Source organism: Pseudomonas sp. LS44 (assembly GCF_024730785.1).
Lineage (GTDB): Bacteria > Pseudomonadota > Gammaproteobacteria > Pseudomonadales > Pseudomonadaceae > Aquipseudomonas.
Genome location: NZ_CP102830.1, coordinates 2,951,839 through 2,968,508, shown reverse-complemented (window position 1 = coordinate 2,968,508; position 16,670 = coordinate 2,951,839). Strand labels below are relative to the sequence as shown.

The window sequence follows — 16,670 nt, the reverse complement described above, 5'->3', positions numbered from 1 at the left end:
GTTAGGCCGAGAGCTTCAGCGTATCGATGATATGCAGGCTATAGCCAGGCACACCTTTGGCGTGGCGCTTGGCCTCCGAGGCCAGGCTCGCCAGTTGGCTGGCATCCAGTTGTTCGCAGCTTTGTGGATGCAACTGCACGACGCCGACAGACAGTGATAGCAACGGATATTCCTCGCGCTGACCTTGGCGATTATGGCCAGTGAAGCAACCCGCTTGGAGATGCTCGGCGTGATAGAAACGCCGACATTGCCCCTGAAAATCTTCGAGCAATCGATTGAGACGGCTGCGCCAATCTTCCGAGCCCATCACCAATAGAAAATCGTCACCGCCAATATGGCCGACAAAATCGCGCGCCGGGTCGACTTGCTCCTTCAAGCACTGCGCCAGGCAGAGCAGCACTTCGTCCCCTTTGGCGTAGCCATACAAATCGTTGAAGGGTTTGAAGCTATCGATATCCACGTAGCAGATCACGGCTTGGCGGGTTTGCTGCAGAAGACGGGTCAGGCATTGCTGAATGGGTACATTCCCGGGCAAAAGCGTGAGTGGATTTGCGTGGCGAGCTTGCTGAATCTTCAACTCGGTAATCAGCTTCAGCACATCGATAACCCGCCCCAGGCCCGCGTAGTGACCTCTGCGAGTGATAATGAAATCTTCCTCGATGCGTTGACGTGCCCGGCTGGTCAACAGTCGGCTGGCTTTCTGTAGCGATTGATCGATTTCGATGGCGAGAAAATCAATGCTCATCAGTCGGCTGATCGGCTTGCGCGCCAGCAGATCGGTGGCAAACGGCTTGAGCAGGGCATCCGATAACGAATGGCGATGCACGATGCCCATTGGTTGCCCTTGTTCGTCGAGCACCGCCAGCGAATTCAAATTTGCCTGCACGCGAAAGGCATCCAGCACCTCGGCGATCGCTCGGTCATGACTGACTGCCTGCTGTTCGATAAGCAGCGCGCTGAGGTCGCTTCCTTCTTCGCTGATTGCCGCGCTGTTGGTCTGTAGGAGCGGCAGCAAACTGCGCGCGTCACGAATGGGCTGTTCTTGCGGGCGGCAGAGCAGGTAGCCCTGAACCAAATCCACACCCATTTCCGCCAGTACATCGAGCTCCTCTGGCCGCTCGATACCCTCGGCTATGACTTGTGCCCGCGACGCTTTGGCCATTTTCAGAATGGATTCGACGAACTCGCGCTTGACTGCATCCTGATGAATGCCGTCGATGAAGTGTCGATCGATCTTCACGTAATCGGGGCGTAGTTCGGACCACAGGCGCAGACTGGAGTAGCCGGCGCCAAGGTCGTCCAAGGCTATTGAAAAGCCCATCGCCCGATAGTGGTGTAGTGCGGTATCGAGCAGTGCGAAGTCCTCGGTCGGCGACTGCTCCGTCAACTCGATCACCACGCGCTCGGGACAGATACCGAATTTCTGCAGCAGTTGTAACGTGCGGCCAGGCTGGTAGTGAGGGTCTAGCAAGGACTCTGGCGAAACGTTGAGAAACAGCTTTCCCTCAAGCTGCTGTTCGCTGAAGCGGCGACAAGCGCTTTTTCGGCAGGCCAACTCCAGTTCGCTCAAGCGACCGGCATGACGGGCCACGCCGAACAGGTTGATGGGTGAGTGCAGGGGGCTATTGGATGGGCCCCTGGTCAGAGCCTCATAGCCGAGAATGCGTCGTTCGGAGAGTGACAGAATCGGTTGGAACAGGCTGTGCAAGTCGCCGTGAGCGAGGATCAAATCCAGCGCGCTCAACTGCTCGGTGACGGTCATGGAAGCTCTCGGTCGGCAAAATAAAAGGGGCTGATATCGCTATCAGCCCCTTATTTCACGACAGAATGGTGACGCTATGATGTCAGTGCTTGGCAACCGCCGAGTTCAGACCTAGGAAATCGAGCATGATTTGGCCGCTTTCCACCAAATACGCGTCGTCTTCCGGTTTCAGCTTCTCACTTTCGGTCGGCAACGCATCCTCATCTTCCTGCTTTAACTCCTTCAACGCTTCTTCGCCCTTGGCTTTGCGTCGAGTGTTCTCCATTGCCAACTGCTGGGCATCGATATCGGCATGCTGGGCGCGTCGCTGGGTTTCGTTGAGACTGACGACGGTGTCATGCATCAGTTTCTGTGCCAGCGCCAGGCGGTCGCGAGTAAACACGAAGTCCGGATTTTTTGCCGCGCGGGCATCGTGACGGGCCTTGAGTTCGCTGAGGAATGGCTTGAGCGGATCGTTTTCCTGCTGGATTGCCGGGCGAATACTGTCCCAGGGCATCGCCTCAGGCAGAGCGCTTTCGCCGATTTCCTTGGTATCCACGACTGCTGGGTACTCAATGTCCGGGAGTACGCCTTGGTGCTGGGTACTTTGTCCGGAAACGCGATAGAACTTGGCCAAGGTCAGCTTCAGTTCACCGTGATTGAGCGGCTGAATGGTTTGCACAGTGCCTTTGCCGAAGGTTTGTCCACCGATGATCAAGGCGCGGTGATAATCCTGCATGGCGCCGGCAAAGATCTCCGACGCGGACGCCGAAAGGCGGTTGACCAGCAAAGCCAGAGGACCGGTGTAGTAGGCACCAGGATTCTCATCGGCGAGCACGTCGACGCGGCCATCGCTGTTGCGCACCAGTACGGTAGGCCCTTGATTGATAAACAAGCCTGTCAGCTCAGTGGCTTCCTGCAGGGAACCGCCGCCGTTGTTGCGTAAATCGATGACGATGCCGTCGACCTTTTCTTTCTGCAGTTCGCCGATCAGCCGTTTTACATCGCGGGTGGTGCTTTTGTAGTTAGGATCGCCAGCGCGGAAGGCCTTGAAATCAAGGTAGAAGGCCGGGATTTCAATCACCCCAAGCGTATATTTGCGGCCTTCATGGTCGAGCTTGAGGACGGACTTCTTCGCGGCCTGCTCTTCAAGCTTCACCGCCTCGCGGGTGATCGATACCACTTTGCTGGTCTGGTCGTTGGGCGCATTGCTGGCCGGAAGCACTTCAAGGCGGACCACCGAGCCTTTGGGTCCGCGAATCAGCTTGACCACTTCGTCCAGTCGCCAGCCGACTACATCGACCATCTCGCCGTTACCTTGTGCCACGCCGATGATCTTGTCGGCTGGGGCGACTTGCTTGCTCTTTTCGGCAGGGCCGGCTGGAACCAAGCGGACGATTTTGACGTGATCGTTATCGCTCTGCAGCACGGCACCGATACCTTCCAGCGACAGGCTCATATTGATATCGAAGTTTTCCGCGTTGTCCGGCGACAGATAGTTAGTGTGCGGATCATAGGACTGGGCGAAGACGTTGATGTAGGCCTGGAAAATGTCTTCGCTGCGAGTCTGCTCGAGGCGTGCCAACTGATTTTTGTAGCGCTTGATCAGCTGTTCCTGGATGGCCTTGGGCTCTTTGCCGGCAATTTTCAGACGCAGCACTTCGTCTTTCACGCGTTTGCGCCACAGGTCGTCCAGCTCGGCGGTGTTCTTCGCCCAAGGAGCTTTTTCGCGGTCTGTCTGGAGACTTTCGTCGACGCTGAAATCCATCTTGTCGACACCTTTGTTGAGCTCGGCAAGGGCGAAATCAACACGCTGTCTTACTCGGTCCAAATGGCGTTTGTAGATGAAAAAACCTGGGGCCAGATCACCGCTCTTCAGTAAGTCGTCGAACTTGGTCTGCCATTTGTCGAACGCGGCGATATCTGCCGCGGTGAAATAGCTGCGCGCCGGATCGAGGAGTTTCAAATAGCTGTCGTAAATGATTACCGAGCGGGCGTCGTTGAGTGGCGGCTTGCTGTAGTGATGGCGTTTGAGCAGTTCCACCACGTTGAGGCTGGCGATCACCTGCTCGCGGTCGGGCTGAAGACTGTCCCATTTATTTGCACTGCCAGTTGCGGCGAACGCCGACAAGGCACTGAAACCTAGGAATAGGGCAAGGGTGCTGCTGGGAAGGAAGCGCTTCATGCTGATTCGACGTGATGGCGGTTGATAACGCATATTAGGCCGTCTTTAAGTGCGACGGTTCAATGGGAGTCCGTCGCGAAATGCAAAAAGCCCGGCGCATGGCGCCAGGCTCAGTCCAGATTCACTATGGAGGCACCGTGAAGGCATTGCAAGGCGTTGAGGGACGCGTGGAATGGGGAGATGCGGAGAGTCCGATATGCGATGTCGGCCAGGTTCGTATCCGTGTGGCGGCCGCTGGTCTCAATCGGGCTGATTTGCTTCAGCGCGCCGGTCTGTATGCACCGCCGCCAGGAGCCAGCGATATTCTCGGCTTGGAATGCGCGGGGGTGATCAGCGAGGTCGGCGCGGGTAGTTCCTGGAAGGTCGGGGATCGGGTTTGCACTCTGCTGGCTGGCGGTGGGATGGCCGAAGAGGTGGTAGTCGATGCTCGCCATGTGTTGCCGGCGCCAGAAACGCTGAGTCTGCTGGAAGCAGCGGCATTGCCGGAAGTGTACGCCACCGCATGGCTCAATTTGTTTCAGCTGGCCGGCCTTAAACCCGGCGAAAAAGTGCTGTTGCATGCCGGGGCCAGCGGGGTCGGTTCGGCAGCCATTCAACTGTGTAAGGCCTTTGGCAGCCCCTGCTGGGTCAGTGTCGGCTCGGCCGAACGCTTGGCTTACTGTGACGCGTTAGGTGCGCAAGGTGGGGTGATCCGTGGCGAGGATCTGCAAGGTCTGCGCGATTTTGGCCCGTTCGATGTAATTCTCGATCCGGTCGGCGGAAATTATGCAGCGTTGAATCTTGAGCTGCTGGCCCGCGATGGCCGTTGGGTGAATATTGGCCTGATGGGCGGTCGTAAGGCCGAGCTGGATTTGGCGCTGTTGCTCGGTAAGCGGGTGCAGCTGATCGGCTCGACATTGCGCACTCGTGATGATCAGTTCAAGGCCGATCTCCTCGGGGATCTGGGCCAGCACGTATGGCCATTATTTGACGAAGGCCGCTTGCGTCCGCAATTAGAGCGTAGCTACGCGGTTCAGGATGCGGAGGTGGCTTTCGCCGAGTTGGCGACCAACACGGTATCCGGCAAGCTGGTTTTGGTGATCGACGACAGCCTTGTCTGAAAACGAAGTTCGCGCCTAGCTAGGCAATGGAGGAGCAGGTAGCTCTGCTCCCTCCCTCGGATTGAAAGGCATCAATGAGATCATCGCCAGCTGAGAATTGGCCATTTAGCCTGTTTCGCATGCTCTTGTAGAGACGCGTCGGGGTTTACCACATGCGGCCTGCTGACCTGGCTCAGCAGGGCCAAGTCATTGTGGGAGGCAGAGTAAAAGGAGGCGCCATCCAGCGTTTCGGTGTGCTCTTCCAGCCAAGCCTGCAAGCGCGTCAGTTTGCCTTCCCGATAAGGCAGTTCGCCCTCGGTATGGCCGCTATAGCTCCCATGCCTTTCTTCCAGATCGATGGCCAATACGTCGCTGATCCCCAGACGAGCGGCAATAGCACTGACCAGAAAATGCGCCGAGGCGGAGATCAGCAGAATACGATCGCCCGTTGCCCGGTGATTGGCCAGGCAGCGTATGGCGTCGCTGTGGAAAAGCGGCTCGATGACATCTTCAACGAAAGGCTCGACAACGAACGCGACTTCTTCTGCGGTGCGCCCCACGAGAGAGGAGAGACTGAACTTAAGGTAGTCCTCCAGCGCTAGAGCGTCGCGGAGATAAAGGTCCATCAGTTCATGCTCGCGGGCGAGGTATGACTCGCCGTCTACCCAGGCCATATCAGCCATGCATTGCGCCCACAAACTGGCGCAATTGCCATCGATCAACGTGTCGTTGAGGGCAAAAATTGCCAAAGCCATCAAGCTACCTCTCGCATGTGCGCGCGCATCAGAGTGGCGCTAACGGGCCACGATCGCTCAAACCAACTCGGGGCTGGCATAGAACGCGCTGAGTACCTTCACCAGATGAGCCAGATCATGACTGCCGGCCAGTTCGCGGATGGAATGCATGGCGAAGGTCGGCAGGCCGATGTCCACGGTGCGTACCCCGAGTTGGCTGGCGGTGAGCGGGCCAATGGTCGAGCCGCAACCCATGTCACTGCGCACCACGAAACTCTGTACTGGCACTTCGTTCTCCAGGCACAGGTGACGGAAGAATCCGGCGGTTTCGCTGTTGGTGGCGTAGCGCTGGTTGTTGTTGATCTTGATGACCGGGCCAGCATTCAGCTTCGGGCCATGGTTACTGTCGTGTTTGTCGGCGTAATTGGGGTGCACGCCATGCGCGTTGTCGGCAGAGACCAGCAGTGACTGCTGAATCGCCCGGGTATAGCCATCGCCATCCGGCAGCAGGCGGCGCAAGACTTGTTCGAGGAACGGACCGTCCGCGCCGCAAGCCGAGCAGGAGCCAACTTCTTCGTGGTCGGTACAGACCAGCACGCAGCTTTCCTCTCCCTCGGCCTGCAGCAACGCCTGTAGGCCGGCATAGCAGGACAGCAGATTGTCCAGGCGTGCGCCGGCAATGAAGTCGCCGTTCAAGCCGATCACAGCAGCGCCCTGGGTATCGTAGAAGCTCAGCTCGTAGTCCAACACCGCATCGGCATTGAAGCCGTGTTCGCGGGTCAATTGTTCCGCCAGCAAGGCGCGAAAATCATACGGCTCGTGACCGGCAACCTGGGCGAGGATCGGCGGTAGTTCGTTCTGCGCATTGATCGCCCAGCCGAGATTGGCTTCGCGATTCAGATGGATGGCCAGATTGGGGATCACTGCGATGGCTTGTTGGAAGTCAATCAGCTGACTTTCGACCTTGCCGTCGCGGCGGAACGTGACTCGCCCGGCCAATGACAAGTCGCGGTCGAACCACGGAGCCAACAGGGCGCCACCGTAAACTTCCACGCCGAGCTGCAAGAAGCCTTGGCGCTGCAGTTCGGGTTGCGGCTTGACGCGCAGGCAGGGGCTGTCGGTGTGGGCACCGACCAACCGGAGACCAGCCTCAACGGGCGGTCGCTTGCCTAGCCGGAACGCGATGATCGAGGAGTCGTTGCGGGTCACGTAATAGCGGCCGCCGGCCTCGGTTTGCCAGGCGTCACGCTCGTCGAGTCGACGGAAACCCGCGGCCTCGAGGCGCCGGCTGAGGCTGACAGTGGCATGGAAGGGTGTGGGCGAGGCCTTGAGGAAGTCGATCAGGCCTTGATTCAGGTCTTCGGGCATACGGGACTCCAAGCAGCAGATGGCCTGAGTTTACTGCATTCGTTACTTCAGAACGGTGCCGGGCACTCGAAGCGCAAACGCTCGCCGCTCTGCGGGTGGGTAAAGGCCAGCATGCTGGCGTGTAGGCAGAGCCGGTCATGCGCAGCGAGTGCCTGTGGGTGGGCGTACAGGCGATCGCCGAGCAGGGGATGGCCAATGGAGAGCATGTGCACGCGCAATTGATGCGAGCGGCCGGTTATCGGGGTCAGCTCGACTCGGCTGTAATCGTCATAGCGTTCCAGTACACGCCAGAACGTCAGGGCATGACGACCCTGCTCATGGTCCACCACATGACGGGGCTTGGTGGGTGGGTCATAGCGCAGTGGCAGGTCGATGCGCCCGCTATCCAGTTCCGGTTGCCCCCAGCACAGTGCGGTGTAAGCCTTCTCGGTTTCCCGGTCATGGAACTGGCGGGACAGTTCACGATGGCTGTCGGCATCGCGCGCCAGCAAGATCAGCCCCGAGGTTTCCCAATCCAGGCGATGCACGATGCGTGCTTCGGGATAGCCGTGTTCCTGCAGGCGGGTGATTAGGCAGTCCTTGTTGTCGTCCGCGCGACCGGGCACCGACAGCAACAGGGTTGGCTTGTTGATCACCAGAATGGCGGCGTCTTGGTGAAGGATTTCGATGGTCGACAGCGGCATTCGAGGCTCGTTGGGCGAAGCGGGAAGTTGTATCGCAAAAACGCAGACGGCGGCCTAGGCCGCCGTCGTATTGAGCTGTCGAATCAGCGATCCGGCAGGGTGATGTTGAGTTCGAGAATCGAGCAGCTGCCCTGATTCTCCAAAGCCACATGCACCTGATCGGAGTCGATGTTCACATACTTGCGAATGACGTCGACCAGCTCCTGCTGCAAGGCCGGGAGGTAATCCGGCTTGCTGCGTTGACCGCGCTCGTGGGCGACGATGATCTGCAGACGCTCTTTCGCGATCGAAGCGGTGGATTCCTTCTTGCGTTCACGAAAGAAGTCAAAAATATTCATTCACGGCCTCCAAACAGGCGTTGCAAGAGTCCTTTCTTCTGCACATCGAGGAAACGATGAGCGACTTCCTTGCCGAGCAGGCGATCGACGGCATCGCTATACGCCTGGCCGGCGTCGCTCTGGTCGTCAAGAATCACCGGTACGCCCTGGTTCGAGGCTTTGAGTACCGCTTGGGATTCGGGGATCACGCCGAGCAGGCGGATGGCGAGGATTTCCTCGACGTCTTCGACGCCGAGCATCTCACCTTTGGAAACGCGCTCGGGGTTGTAGCGAGTCAGCAGCAGGTGTTCCTTGATCGGCTCTTCACCGTTCTCGGCACGGCGCGATTTGCTCGCCAATAGGCCAAGCATGCGGTCCGAGTCGCGTACCGAGGAAACTTCCGGATTGGTCACCACTACGGCTTCGTCGGCGAAGTACATCGCCAGATGCGCACCTTTTTCGATACCCGCCGGCGAATCGCAGACTACGTATTCGAAATTCTTGCGCAGCTCGTCCATGACTTTTTCCACGCCTTCCTTGGTCAGCGCGTCTTTGTCACGGGTTTGGCTGGCGGCGAGAACGTAGAGGTTCTCCAAGCGTTTGTCTTTGATCAGTGCTTGGGTGAGGGTGGCTTCGCCGTTGACGACGTTGACGAAGTCATACACCACCCGACGTTCGCAACCCATGATGAGATCGAGGTTCCGCAGACCGACGTCGAAGTCGACGATGACGGTCTTGTGCCCGCGCAGGGCCAGGCCGGTGCCGATGGCGGCGCTGGTGGTGGTTTTACCCACGCCACCCTTGCCGGAAGTGACTACGAGGATCTTGGCCAAGGTGATTCACCCCTAAGGAAAAGGATTTCAGGTCCCTGAAAATGAGCGGCAGTATCCGTTAAAGGCGGGTGATGTTCAACACATCACCCGACAGGCTGACGTGCACTGCGTCGCCCCAGTTAGGGTCGCGCCGGAGGTCTTCGGCAACCTTGTATTGGCCCGCAATGGAGAGCATTTCCGCGCCCATTTGCTGGCAAAAAATTCGCGCTTTGGTATCACCCTTGACGCCTGCCAGAGCGCGTCCGCGCATCGGGCCGTACACATGGATGTTGCCATCGGCGAGAAGTTCCGCACCGGCACTGACTGGCGCCATGACAACCAGATCGCCGCCTTGGGCATAGATCTGCATGCCGCCGCGCACCGGCGAGGTCACGATCTTGGTTGGCTTGAGCTGCGGCTCGGCGGCCTTTTCGGCCTTCTTGCGAGCGGCAGCGCTTTCCGCCGGTTCGATCAGTTTTTCTCGCGCACCGGAGGGCGGCAGCACTGGCAAGTCCAGGGCGCTGGCGGCGGCGATGTCTTTTTCGCGGTTGGCGCGGATCGCCAGGGTGCGCAACCCATGGCGGCGGCATATGGCCATTAATTCAGCGATATCCAGGGCGCCTTCGTCCTCGGGCAGTTTGTCCAGCGCCAGCACCAAGGGGATGTTGCTGAAGAAGTTGGGGGCCTGCGCGACCTTGGCCGCCAGCTGCGAATCGAGGCGGGCGAGATCGTTGTGGGCGAGTTCCAGCACGGTGATGGCCAGCATGCTGCCTTTGAGCTGGAACACGGGGTCTTGGTCGAGAAGGTCGGCTTGGCTCATGTCGGACTAGGGGTGCCTGCGGTTAGCGATAGCCGCGACTTATAGCGAGAACGCCGGTGGGCCGCAAGCTGCGTGCGGCGTGTAGAATGCCCGGCCATGTCGTTTGTCCGGAAGCTGTGATGGATCGTCCGCAATTTCGTAGCTATTTCCTGCATCCACGGTTTTGGCCGTTGTGGTTCGGCCTGGGGCTGCTGTGGTTGATCGTCCAGTTGCCGTATCCGCTGTTGTTGCGTTGCGGGCGTGGCCTTGGCGGGCTTATGTACAGCCTGGCGGTTTCGCGCCGACAGATTGCTGCACGCAACCACGAGTTATGTTTCCCGGAATTGTCGGCAACCGAGCGCAAGCGACTGTTGAAGGACAATTTCGCTTCCACCGGCATCGCGTTTTTCGAGATGGCTATCAGTTGGTGGTGGCCGAAAAAGCGTCTGCGCCGCCTGGCGCACATCGAAGGGCTGGAGCATCTCAAGCGCGCGCAGGCTGACGGCCAGGGCGTGATCCTCATGGCCATCCATTTCACCACCCTGGAAATCGGCGCGGCGTTGCTGGGTCAACAGCACACCATCGACGGCATGTACCGCGAGCACGACAATCCATTGTTCGATTACCTGCAGCGCAATGGCCGTGAGCGGCATAGCCTGGAGGCCACCGCTATCGAGCGCGACGATGTGCGCGGCATGCTCAAGTTGCTGCGCAGCGGCCGGGCCATCTGGTATGCGCCGGATCAGGACTACGGCCCCAAGCAAAGCATCTTCGCGCCGCTGTTCGGCATTCAAGTGGCGACCGTCACGGCAACCAGCAAATTTGCCCGCCTAGGCCGCGCCCAAGTGCTGCCGTTCACGCAGATGCGCCTGGCTGACGGCTCCGGCTATCGCTTGACGATCCATCCGCCGCTGAGTGACTTTCCTGGCGCCAATGAAGAGGCCGATTGCATCCGCATTAATCAGTGGGTAGAAGCGGCGATCCGCGAATGCCCGCAGCAATACCTGTGGGCTCACCGGCGCTTCAAAACGCGCCCTGAGGGCGAGCCAAGTCTTTACAAGAAACGTACTTAGCGGCATCAGCCCGCGCGAACAGGGAATGTCTATGCCGTCTGCTGTCAGCCCCGCATCGCCTGTCACTGGGCTGATTCTGTCCGGCGGTGGTGCGCGAGCGGCCTATCAAGTCGGGGTGCTGGCAGCGATTGCTGAGCTGCTGCCTGATTCGGTAGTCAATCCTTTTCCGGTAATTGTCGGTACCTCGGCGGGGGCGGTCAACGCGGTGGGGCTGGCCTGCGGGGCGTTGCATTTCAACGAGGCCGTACAGCGTTTGACCGCCGTTTGGCGCGGCTTCCATACCGGTCAGGTATACCGCAGCGATTGGCCGGGGGTGATGCGCCAAGCCAGTCGTTTCGTCACCCAGCATCTGTTCGGCTTTGCCGGGAATGCACCGGTGGCGTTGCTCGATAGCTCGCCACTGCGTGGTTTACTGGGTCGGGAGTTGGATTTTTCCGGAATTTCCGCGGCAATCCGCCAGCGCCGTTTGCGGGCGATCGCGGTCACCGCTTTCGGTTATGACTCCGGCCAGGCGGTGACCTTCTATCAGGGGCGCGGAACCATCGATCCCTGGTTCCGTCACCGGCGAGTTGGCGTACCCACTCGGCTGAAGCTGGAGCACCTTCTGGCTAGCGCCGCGATCCCGCTGATCTTTCCAGCCGAGAAGCTCCATCGTGAATATTTCGGCGATGGCGCCATGCGTCAGGCAGCGCCGATCAGCCCCGCGTTACATCTGGGCGCCAACCGGGTGCTGGTGATCGGGGTCAGTGGTAACCCGGTAAACGGCGATGCCAATGCCGCAGTCGTGCATCCGCGCACCGGCAAGCCGCCGAGTCTTGCGCAGATCGGCGGGCATCTGCTCAACAGCAGCTTCATCGACAGTCTGGAAAGCGATATCGAGATGCTTCAGCGCCTCAATCTGCTTAGTCATTTGTTACCGTCACCGGCACCGCATGGACTCGGGCTGAAGCCGGTGGAGGTCCTGGTGATTTCCCCGAGCGAGCCGCTCGATCAGATCGCAACTCGGCATCGCGCCGAGCTGCCGCGCTCGCTGCGCATGTTCCTGTATGGGCCGGGAGGCACCGAGGCCAGCGGGGCGACGGTGCTCAGCTACCTATTGTTCGAGCCGGGTTATTGCAACGAACTGATCGACCTGGGTTACCGCGATGCGATGGCGAAGAAAGACGCCATCTGCCGTTTCCTCGGCTTATCCGTGGCGGTGTCTGAGGATGGCGACGGCTAATCCAGCGACATCCCTGCTTACACCGCCCGATGTTCGCCGCTGAACTTCAGCGTCGCCCGACAGCGCCGGCAAAAGTAGCGCCGCCCCTTGGCAACCAAGGCGTGACGCTGGGCAGAGAAGGGGAATTCGCCTTCCGGACAGCTGCATAAATAGATGAAGCGGCTTACCTGGCGACGGTGGATTGCGTAGGTGTGGCAGCGGTCAGGCGGCAATTCGTAGACGCCGCGCATGATCAGTTGCCATTCCTCGCCGTGCGGCTGGATTTTTGAACCAAATAGCTGATGCGCGACCAGGTGTGCGACTTCGTGCGCCACCGTCTGCTTGAGAAAGTGCTCCTGATTCTCTCGATACAACTGCGGGTTGAAGCGCAGCTTGTTTTCATGCAAGTGGGCCACGCCGGCCTTTTGGCCGCGCAACTTGAAACACACCTGCGGGCGCTGGAAAGGGCGCTTGAAAAACTCTTCAGCCTGCAGGTAGCAGGCCTCGACACGGGCATTGAGTAACTCGGGCATTTAGGCACTCCAGAGGGCGCAAGTATGCCGCAATCGCTCACTGCTTCGAATCGCCACTCGCCAGGTGGTTAGGGCTCCTCGCGCTCCTGTCGCCCGGGCAAGGCGATACAGAGTTTGAGTCCAGAGGATCGCCTCAAGGATTAATTCTTCAGCTAGGCAGTGCCGGGGAAAGCAAAAGGCCGCCCTTGGGGCGGCCTTGATGAGTCAGTCACAATCAGTAGCGGTAGACCGGACCAACGCCTGAGCCCCAGAGAATTACCGACAGGGCGATCATCGCCACCAATACCACCAGCCCGACTGCCAGCACGGAGCTGGAGAACAGGAAGCCTTCATCCTCGGGAATACTCATGAAGGTTGGGATACCCACATAAAGCAGGTAGACCGTGTAGCAAATGGCCGCGGTGCCAACCGCCATGGCCAGCCAAATGTTGGGGTACAGCGCGGCCAGGCCGCCGATGAACAAGGGGGTAGCGGTATAGGCGGCAAAGACCACGCATTGCGCCATGCTCGGGCTGGCGTCATAGGTGCGCGCCATCCAGTGGATGAATGCACCCATCAAGGCTACTCCAGCCAGCATTGCCAGATAGGTAAGGATGGTCATCTGTAGCGCGCTGCTTTCGGTAAGCATGACCGGCGCGCCATTGCCTACGGTCCATCCCACTTGGGTGGTACCGATGTATGCGGACACGGCGGGTATGGCTGCGAGAATCAGTACATGGGTGAAATACATGTGGCTGATGCTTTCCTCTTCGCCACGGATTTCTTGCCACTCTTGATCGGGATGGGTGAATAGCCCCAGAACGTGATGGATCATTCCAAACACTCCTCTTGTTATCGCGATCGCCCCCCAGCGTAGCGCCCGGCGCGCGTAGGCAGCGTTGCCGGGTGCAGGGCCGAACCTATGCGACCGTACGTCGAAGTATAGGCAGGCGCTGGAAGCCACGGGGCGCGCGGGGTTAGAGCAAATAGCTCTGTCAAAATCGCTAGTAATAGCGCTCGAGAATTTCTATGGCGAGGTTCAGCGACTGCAAGCGCTCGGTGCTGCCACCGCGATCGGGATGATGCTCGCTGACCAGTTCCCGGTAGCGGCGCTTGATGGTGGCGCGGTTGAGGATTTCTCTGGAAGTGTCCAAGCCCAGCAGCTGCAGCGCCGCCTGTTTCTCGTCGCCACCCTGCATGCGTTTCCAGAAACTGGTCAGCAGCTTCTCGACATCCTCTTCCTGGGTGTCGCGCAAATTATCCAGGTCGAGGTAATAGTCGCGCAGCGAGTCGTGTTCGCTGACTGCCGCGTTGCCGGCTTGATACGGCAGCAGCTGGACATGCAAGGCATTGATCTGCAGATGACCGACCTGCTCGCTCCATAGTCGGTCACGCAACCGATAGAGCGCGTTGAAGACCAGGAAATGAGAGCGGAACAGCACTAGGCGGTCGGTGAGCGGTCGGTGCGGGATATGCGTGGAATGGCGGGTTTTCAGGAGCTGGATCAGTTGATACTCACTGCAGCCCTGAACCTCCTCGCGCAGCAGGATCAGCAGTTGCTCGGCGAGGTCGAGTTCGGCGTCGAGATCGGCATTCATCGCCAGAGCCTAGCACGCTCGATTGCGGGGCTGGGGCGGCAGCGGGTTTGTGCGTAAAATAGCCGCCCTTCGTCACATCTCGCGGGTTTTAGTGCGCCATGGGCACCCTTTCGGTCAATCAGAACAAACTGCAAAAACGCCTGCGCCGGCAGGCCGGCGAGGCCATTACCGATTTCAACATGATCGAAGATGGCGACAAGGTGATGGTGTGCCTGTCTGGCGGCAAAGACAGCTACACCATGCTCGACATGCTGCTCTATCTGCAAAAAGTGGCGCCGATCCGCTTCGAAATCATCGCGGTGAATATGGATCAGAAACAGCCCGGCTTTCCTGAGCATGTGCTGCCGGCCTATCTGGAATCGATCGGTGTGGCCTATCACGTGATCGAGAAAGACACCTACTCGGTGGTGAAGGACAAGATTCCGGAAGGCAAGACCACTTGTTCCCTGTGCTCACGGCTGCGCCGCGGCACGCTCTATACCTACGCCGACGAAATCGGGGCGACCAAGATGGCCCTCGGTCATCACCGCGACGACATCCTCGAAACCTTCTTCCTCAATATGTTCTACGGCGGCACGCTGAAGGCCATGCCGCCCAAGCTGCTCTCCGACGACGGCCGCAACGTGGTGATTCGCCCGTTGGCCTATTGCAACGAGAAAGATATCGAGGCCTATTCCGAGCTCAAGGAATTCCCGATCATTCCGTGCAACCTGTGTGGCTCGCAGGAGAACCTGCAGCGCCAGGTGGTCAAGGAAATGCTCCAAGACTGGGAGCGCAAGTCGCCGGGCCGCACCGAGATCATGTTCCGCGCCTTGCAGAACGTGGTGCCTTCGCAATTGGCCGACCGCAGCCTGTTCGACTTCACCAGCCTGCGCATCGACGACAGCGCCACGCCGCGCTTTCTCGATGTGATGAGCCTGTAGCCCGGATGCAATCCGGGAAACCCGCGACTCCATCCTCCCGGATTGCATCCGGGCTACGACCAGGCCACGTGATCTCCTATGCGCGACTACCAATGGCTGCATGAATATTGCTTGAACCGCTTCGGTTCGGCCGCTGCTCTCGAGGCGCGCCTGCCGCAGCCGCAGTCTGCCGCCGAGTTGCGGGCCATTGCCGACGATCGCTATCTGTCGACCATGGCGCTGCGGGTCTTCCGCGCCGGCCTTAAGCACAGTTTGGTGGATGCCAAATGGCCGGCGTTCGAGCAGGTGTTCTTTGCCTTCGATCCCGAGAAAGTGGTGCTGATGGGCGCCGAGCATCTGGAGCGACTGATGCAGGATGAGCGGCTGATCCGCCACTTGGGCAAGCTCAAGAGCGTACCGCGCAATGCTCAATTCGTCCTCGACGTGGTGCATGAGAAGGGCAGCTTTGGCGCATTGATTGCCGACTGGCCGGTAACCGACATCGTTGGCCTGTGGAAGTATCTGGCCAAGCACGGCAGCCAGCTCGGCGGACTGTCGGCGCCACGGTTTTTGCGCATGATCGGCAAGGACACCTTCATTCCCACCGACGACATGGTCGCAGCGCTGAAGGCGCAAAAGATCATCGACAAACTGCCGACCAGCCAGAAGGATCGCGCCATCGTGCAGGACGCCTTCAACCATTGGCATGCCCAGAGTGGCCGGCCGCTCTGTCAGCTGTCAGTGATGTTGGCGCATACGGTCAATCATTGAGCCGTTTGACGGAGCGATAGACGCGCACAGAAATCCGGCAACGAGCTGTTAGCGGAGGTTTTCAGATGAATCAGGCCATCGAGCGTGTCGCCAGGGCCCTCCAGCGGGCCGAGCGCATTCTGATCATCACTGGTGCGGGGCTTTCCGCCGATTCTGGCCTGCCGACTTATCGTGGCCTGGGTGGGCTGTATAACGGCAAGACCGCCGAAGGTCTGCCGATTGAAGAGGCGCTGTCTGGACCGATGCTGCGGCGCGATCCGGCGTTGTGCTGGAAATATCTCGCCGAGCTCGGTAAAGCCTGCCTGAGCGCACAACCCAATGCCGGCCACCAAGCCATCGCCGACTTACAGCGAATCAAGCCGGCGTGCTGGGTACTCACCCAGAATATTGACAGCTACCATCGCCGCGCCGGCAGCCCGGCGGAGCGCCTGATCGAAATCCATGGTGAGCTGGAGCCGCTGTATTGCCAATCCTGCGGCGCGCAAAGCGATGAACTGACCGCGCATCTACAGCGGCCGTTGCCACCAAAATGCGCGCGCTGCGGCGGGGTTCTCCGTCCGCCAGTGGTGCTGTTCGAGGAAATGCTTCCCGAACAGGCCATCGATCAGCTGTATGCCGAACTGCGCAAGGGCTTCGATGTGGTGCTGAGCGTCGGCACTACGGCAAGCTTCCCGTACATCGTCGAACCCCTGCTGCGCACGCGCGCCGCCGGTGGGTTTACCGCCGAAATCAATCCATCGCGCACAGAGTTCAGTCAGGCCGTGGACGTACACCTGCAAGGGCGGGCCTTAGACATTTTGCCGCAGCTGCTAGGTCACATCCGTGGCGACAAAAGTTTGCAATAGAGCTTCCGGGAAGGCATATTCCCGTCTCCTATAAGAACTAAAGACACGGC

Annotated in this window: 17 protein-coding genes; 6 read left to right on the top strand and 11 right to left on the bottom strand. The window is 59.4% G+C overall.

The features are described from left to right. Window position 1: 1 nt before the first annotated feature. Together NVV93_RS13180 and NVV93_RS13175 are read right to left on the bottom strand one after the other, a co-directional pair. Complete coding sequence (locus NVV93_RS13180; protein WP_258251098.1) at window positions 2-1,762, bottom strand: bifunctional diguanylate cyclase/phosphodiesterase; 1,761 nt, start codon at window positions 1,760-1,762, stop codon at window positions 2-4. A gap of 82 nt (window positions 1,763-1,844) precedes the next feature. After that, window positions 1,845-3,926: a carboxy terminal-processing peptidase gene (locus NVV93_RS13175; protein ID WP_258251097.1), complete on the bottom strand. Its 2,082-nt coding sequence runs from the start codon at window positions 3,924-3,926 to the stop codon at window positions 1,845-1,847. Between the two features lie 137 nt (window positions 3,927-4,063). Between NVV93_RS13175 and NVV93_RS13170 the strand changes: the two genes are divergently transcribed. Next, complete coding sequence (locus NVV93_RS13170) at window positions 4,064-5,026, top strand: NAD(P)H-quinone oxidoreductase (protein WP_258251096.1); 963 nt, start codon at window positions 4,064-4,066, stop codon at window positions 5,024-5,026. An 80-nt stretch (window positions 5,027-5,106) separates the two neighbouring features. Here the strand turns inward: NVV93_RS13170 and NVV93_RS13165 are convergent, their stop codons facing one another. Genes NVV93_RS13165 through minC form a run of 6 tightly spaced genes read right to left on the bottom strand, consistent with a single transcriptional unit; the run spans window position 5,107 to window position 9,739 of the window. Further along, window positions 5,107-5,760 (bottom strand): HAD family phosphatase, encoded by a 654-nt coding sequence (locus tag NVV93_RS13165; RefSeq protein WP_258251095.1) that lies wholly within the window; start codon window positions 5,758-5,760, stop codon window positions 5,107-5,109. 57 nt (window positions 5,761-5,817) lie between these two features. Then, window positions 5,818-7,107: a M18 family aminopeptidase gene (locus NVV93_RS13160; protein ID WP_258251094.1), complete on the bottom strand. Its 1,290-nt coding sequence runs from the start codon at window positions 7,105-7,107 to the stop codon at window positions 5,818-5,820. A 47-nt stretch (window positions 7,108-7,154) separates the two neighbouring features. Further along, the gene (locus NVV93_RS13155) at window positions 7,155-7,823 is read right to left on the bottom strand and encodes an RluA family pseudouridine synthase (RefSeq protein WP_258254364.1); all 669 of its coding nucleotides are present in this window, start codon (window positions 7,821-7,823) and stop codon (window positions 7,155-7,157) included. 50 nt (window positions 7,824-7,873) lie between these two features. Beyond that, entirely contained in the window at window positions 7,874-8,128 is a 255-nt protein-coding gene (gene minE / locus NVV93_RS13150; RefSeq protein ID WP_258251093.1) for a cell division topological specificity factor MinE, read from the bottom strand. Then, window positions 8,125-8,940 carry a septum site-determining protein MinD gene (gene minD, locus NVV93_RS13145; protein WP_258251092.1) on the bottom strand — a complete coding sequence of 272 codons (816 nt, stop codon included), beginning with the start codon at window positions 8,938-8,940 and terminating at the stop codon, window positions 8,125-8,127. Before minD ends, minE begins: the two co-directional genes overlap by 4 nt. Before the next feature lie 58 nt (window positions 8,941-8,998). Then, entirely contained in the window at window positions 8,999-9,739 is a 741-nt protein-coding gene (gene minC / locus NVV93_RS13140; RefSeq protein WP_258251091.1) for a septum site-determining protein MinC, read from the bottom strand. A gap of 119 nt (window positions 9,740-9,858) precedes the next feature. On the opposite strand from minC, the gene NVV93_RS13135 reads away from it, so the two are divergent. Further along, window positions 9,859-10,791 carry a lipid A biosynthesis lauroyl acyltransferase gene (locus NVV93_RS13135; protein WP_258251090.1) on the top strand — a complete coding sequence of 311 codons (933 nt, stop codon included), beginning with the start codon at window positions 9,859-9,861 and terminating at the stop codon, window positions 10,789-10,791. A 31-nt stretch (window positions 10,792-10,822) separates the two neighbouring features. Next, complete coding sequence (locus tag NVV93_RS13130; RefSeq protein ID WP_258251089.1) at window positions 10,823-12,013, top strand: patatin-like phospholipase family protein; 1,191 nt, start codon at window positions 10,823-10,825, stop codon at window positions 12,011-12,013. 17 nt (window positions 12,014-12,030) lie between these two features. Here the strand turns inward: NVV93_RS13130 and NVV93_RS13125 are convergent, their stop codons facing one another. The 3 genes from NVV93_RS13125 to NVV93_RS13115 all read right to left on the bottom strand — a co-directional run bounded on the left by NVV93_RS13125 (window position 12,031) and on the right by NVV93_RS13115 (window position 14,102). After that, window positions 12,031-12,525: a SprT family zinc-dependent metalloprotease gene (locus NVV93_RS13125; protein ID WP_258251088.1), complete on the bottom strand. Its 495-nt coding sequence runs from the start codon at window positions 12,523-12,525 to the stop codon at window positions 12,031-12,033. Between the two features lie 214 nt (window positions 12,526-12,739). After that, the gene (locus tag NVV93_RS13120) at window positions 12,740-13,339 is read right to left on the bottom strand and encodes a Yip1 family protein (RefSeq protein WP_258251087.1); all 600 of its coding nucleotides are present in this window, start codon (window positions 13,337-13,339) and stop codon (window positions 12,740-12,742) included. Between the two features lie 169 nt (window positions 13,340-13,508). Next, window positions 13,509-14,102, bottom strand: coding sequence for a DNA-J related domain-containing protein (locus tag NVV93_RS13115; RefSeq protein ID WP_258251086.1), 594 nt, complete (start codon window positions 14,100-14,102; stop codon window positions 13,509-13,511). Window positions 14,103-14,200: 98 nt separating this feature from the next. Between NVV93_RS13115 and ttcA the strand changes: the two genes are divergently transcribed. The 3 genes from ttcA to NVV93_RS13100 all read left to right on the top strand — a co-directional run bounded on the left by ttcA (window position 14,201) and on the right by NVV93_RS13100 (window position 16,620). Then, complete coding sequence (gene ttcA / locus NVV93_RS13110) at window positions 14,201-15,025, top strand: tRNA 2-thiocytidine(32) synthetase TtcA (RefSeq protein WP_258251085.1); 825 nt, start codon at window positions 14,201-14,203, stop codon at window positions 15,023-15,025. A gap of 78 nt (window positions 15,026-15,103) precedes the next feature. Next, window positions 15,104-15,775, top strand: coding sequence for a DNA-3-methyladenine glycosylase I (locus NVV93_RS13105; protein WP_258251084.1), 672 nt, complete (start codon window positions 15,104-15,106; stop codon window positions 15,773-15,775). 65 nt (window positions 15,776-15,840) lie between these two features. Next, window positions 15,841-16,620, top strand: coding sequence for an NAD-dependent deacylase (locus NVV93_RS13100; RefSeq protein WP_258251083.1), 780 nt, complete (start codon window positions 15,841-15,843; stop codon window positions 16,618-16,620). Window positions 16,621-16,670 lie beyond the last annotated feature (50 nt).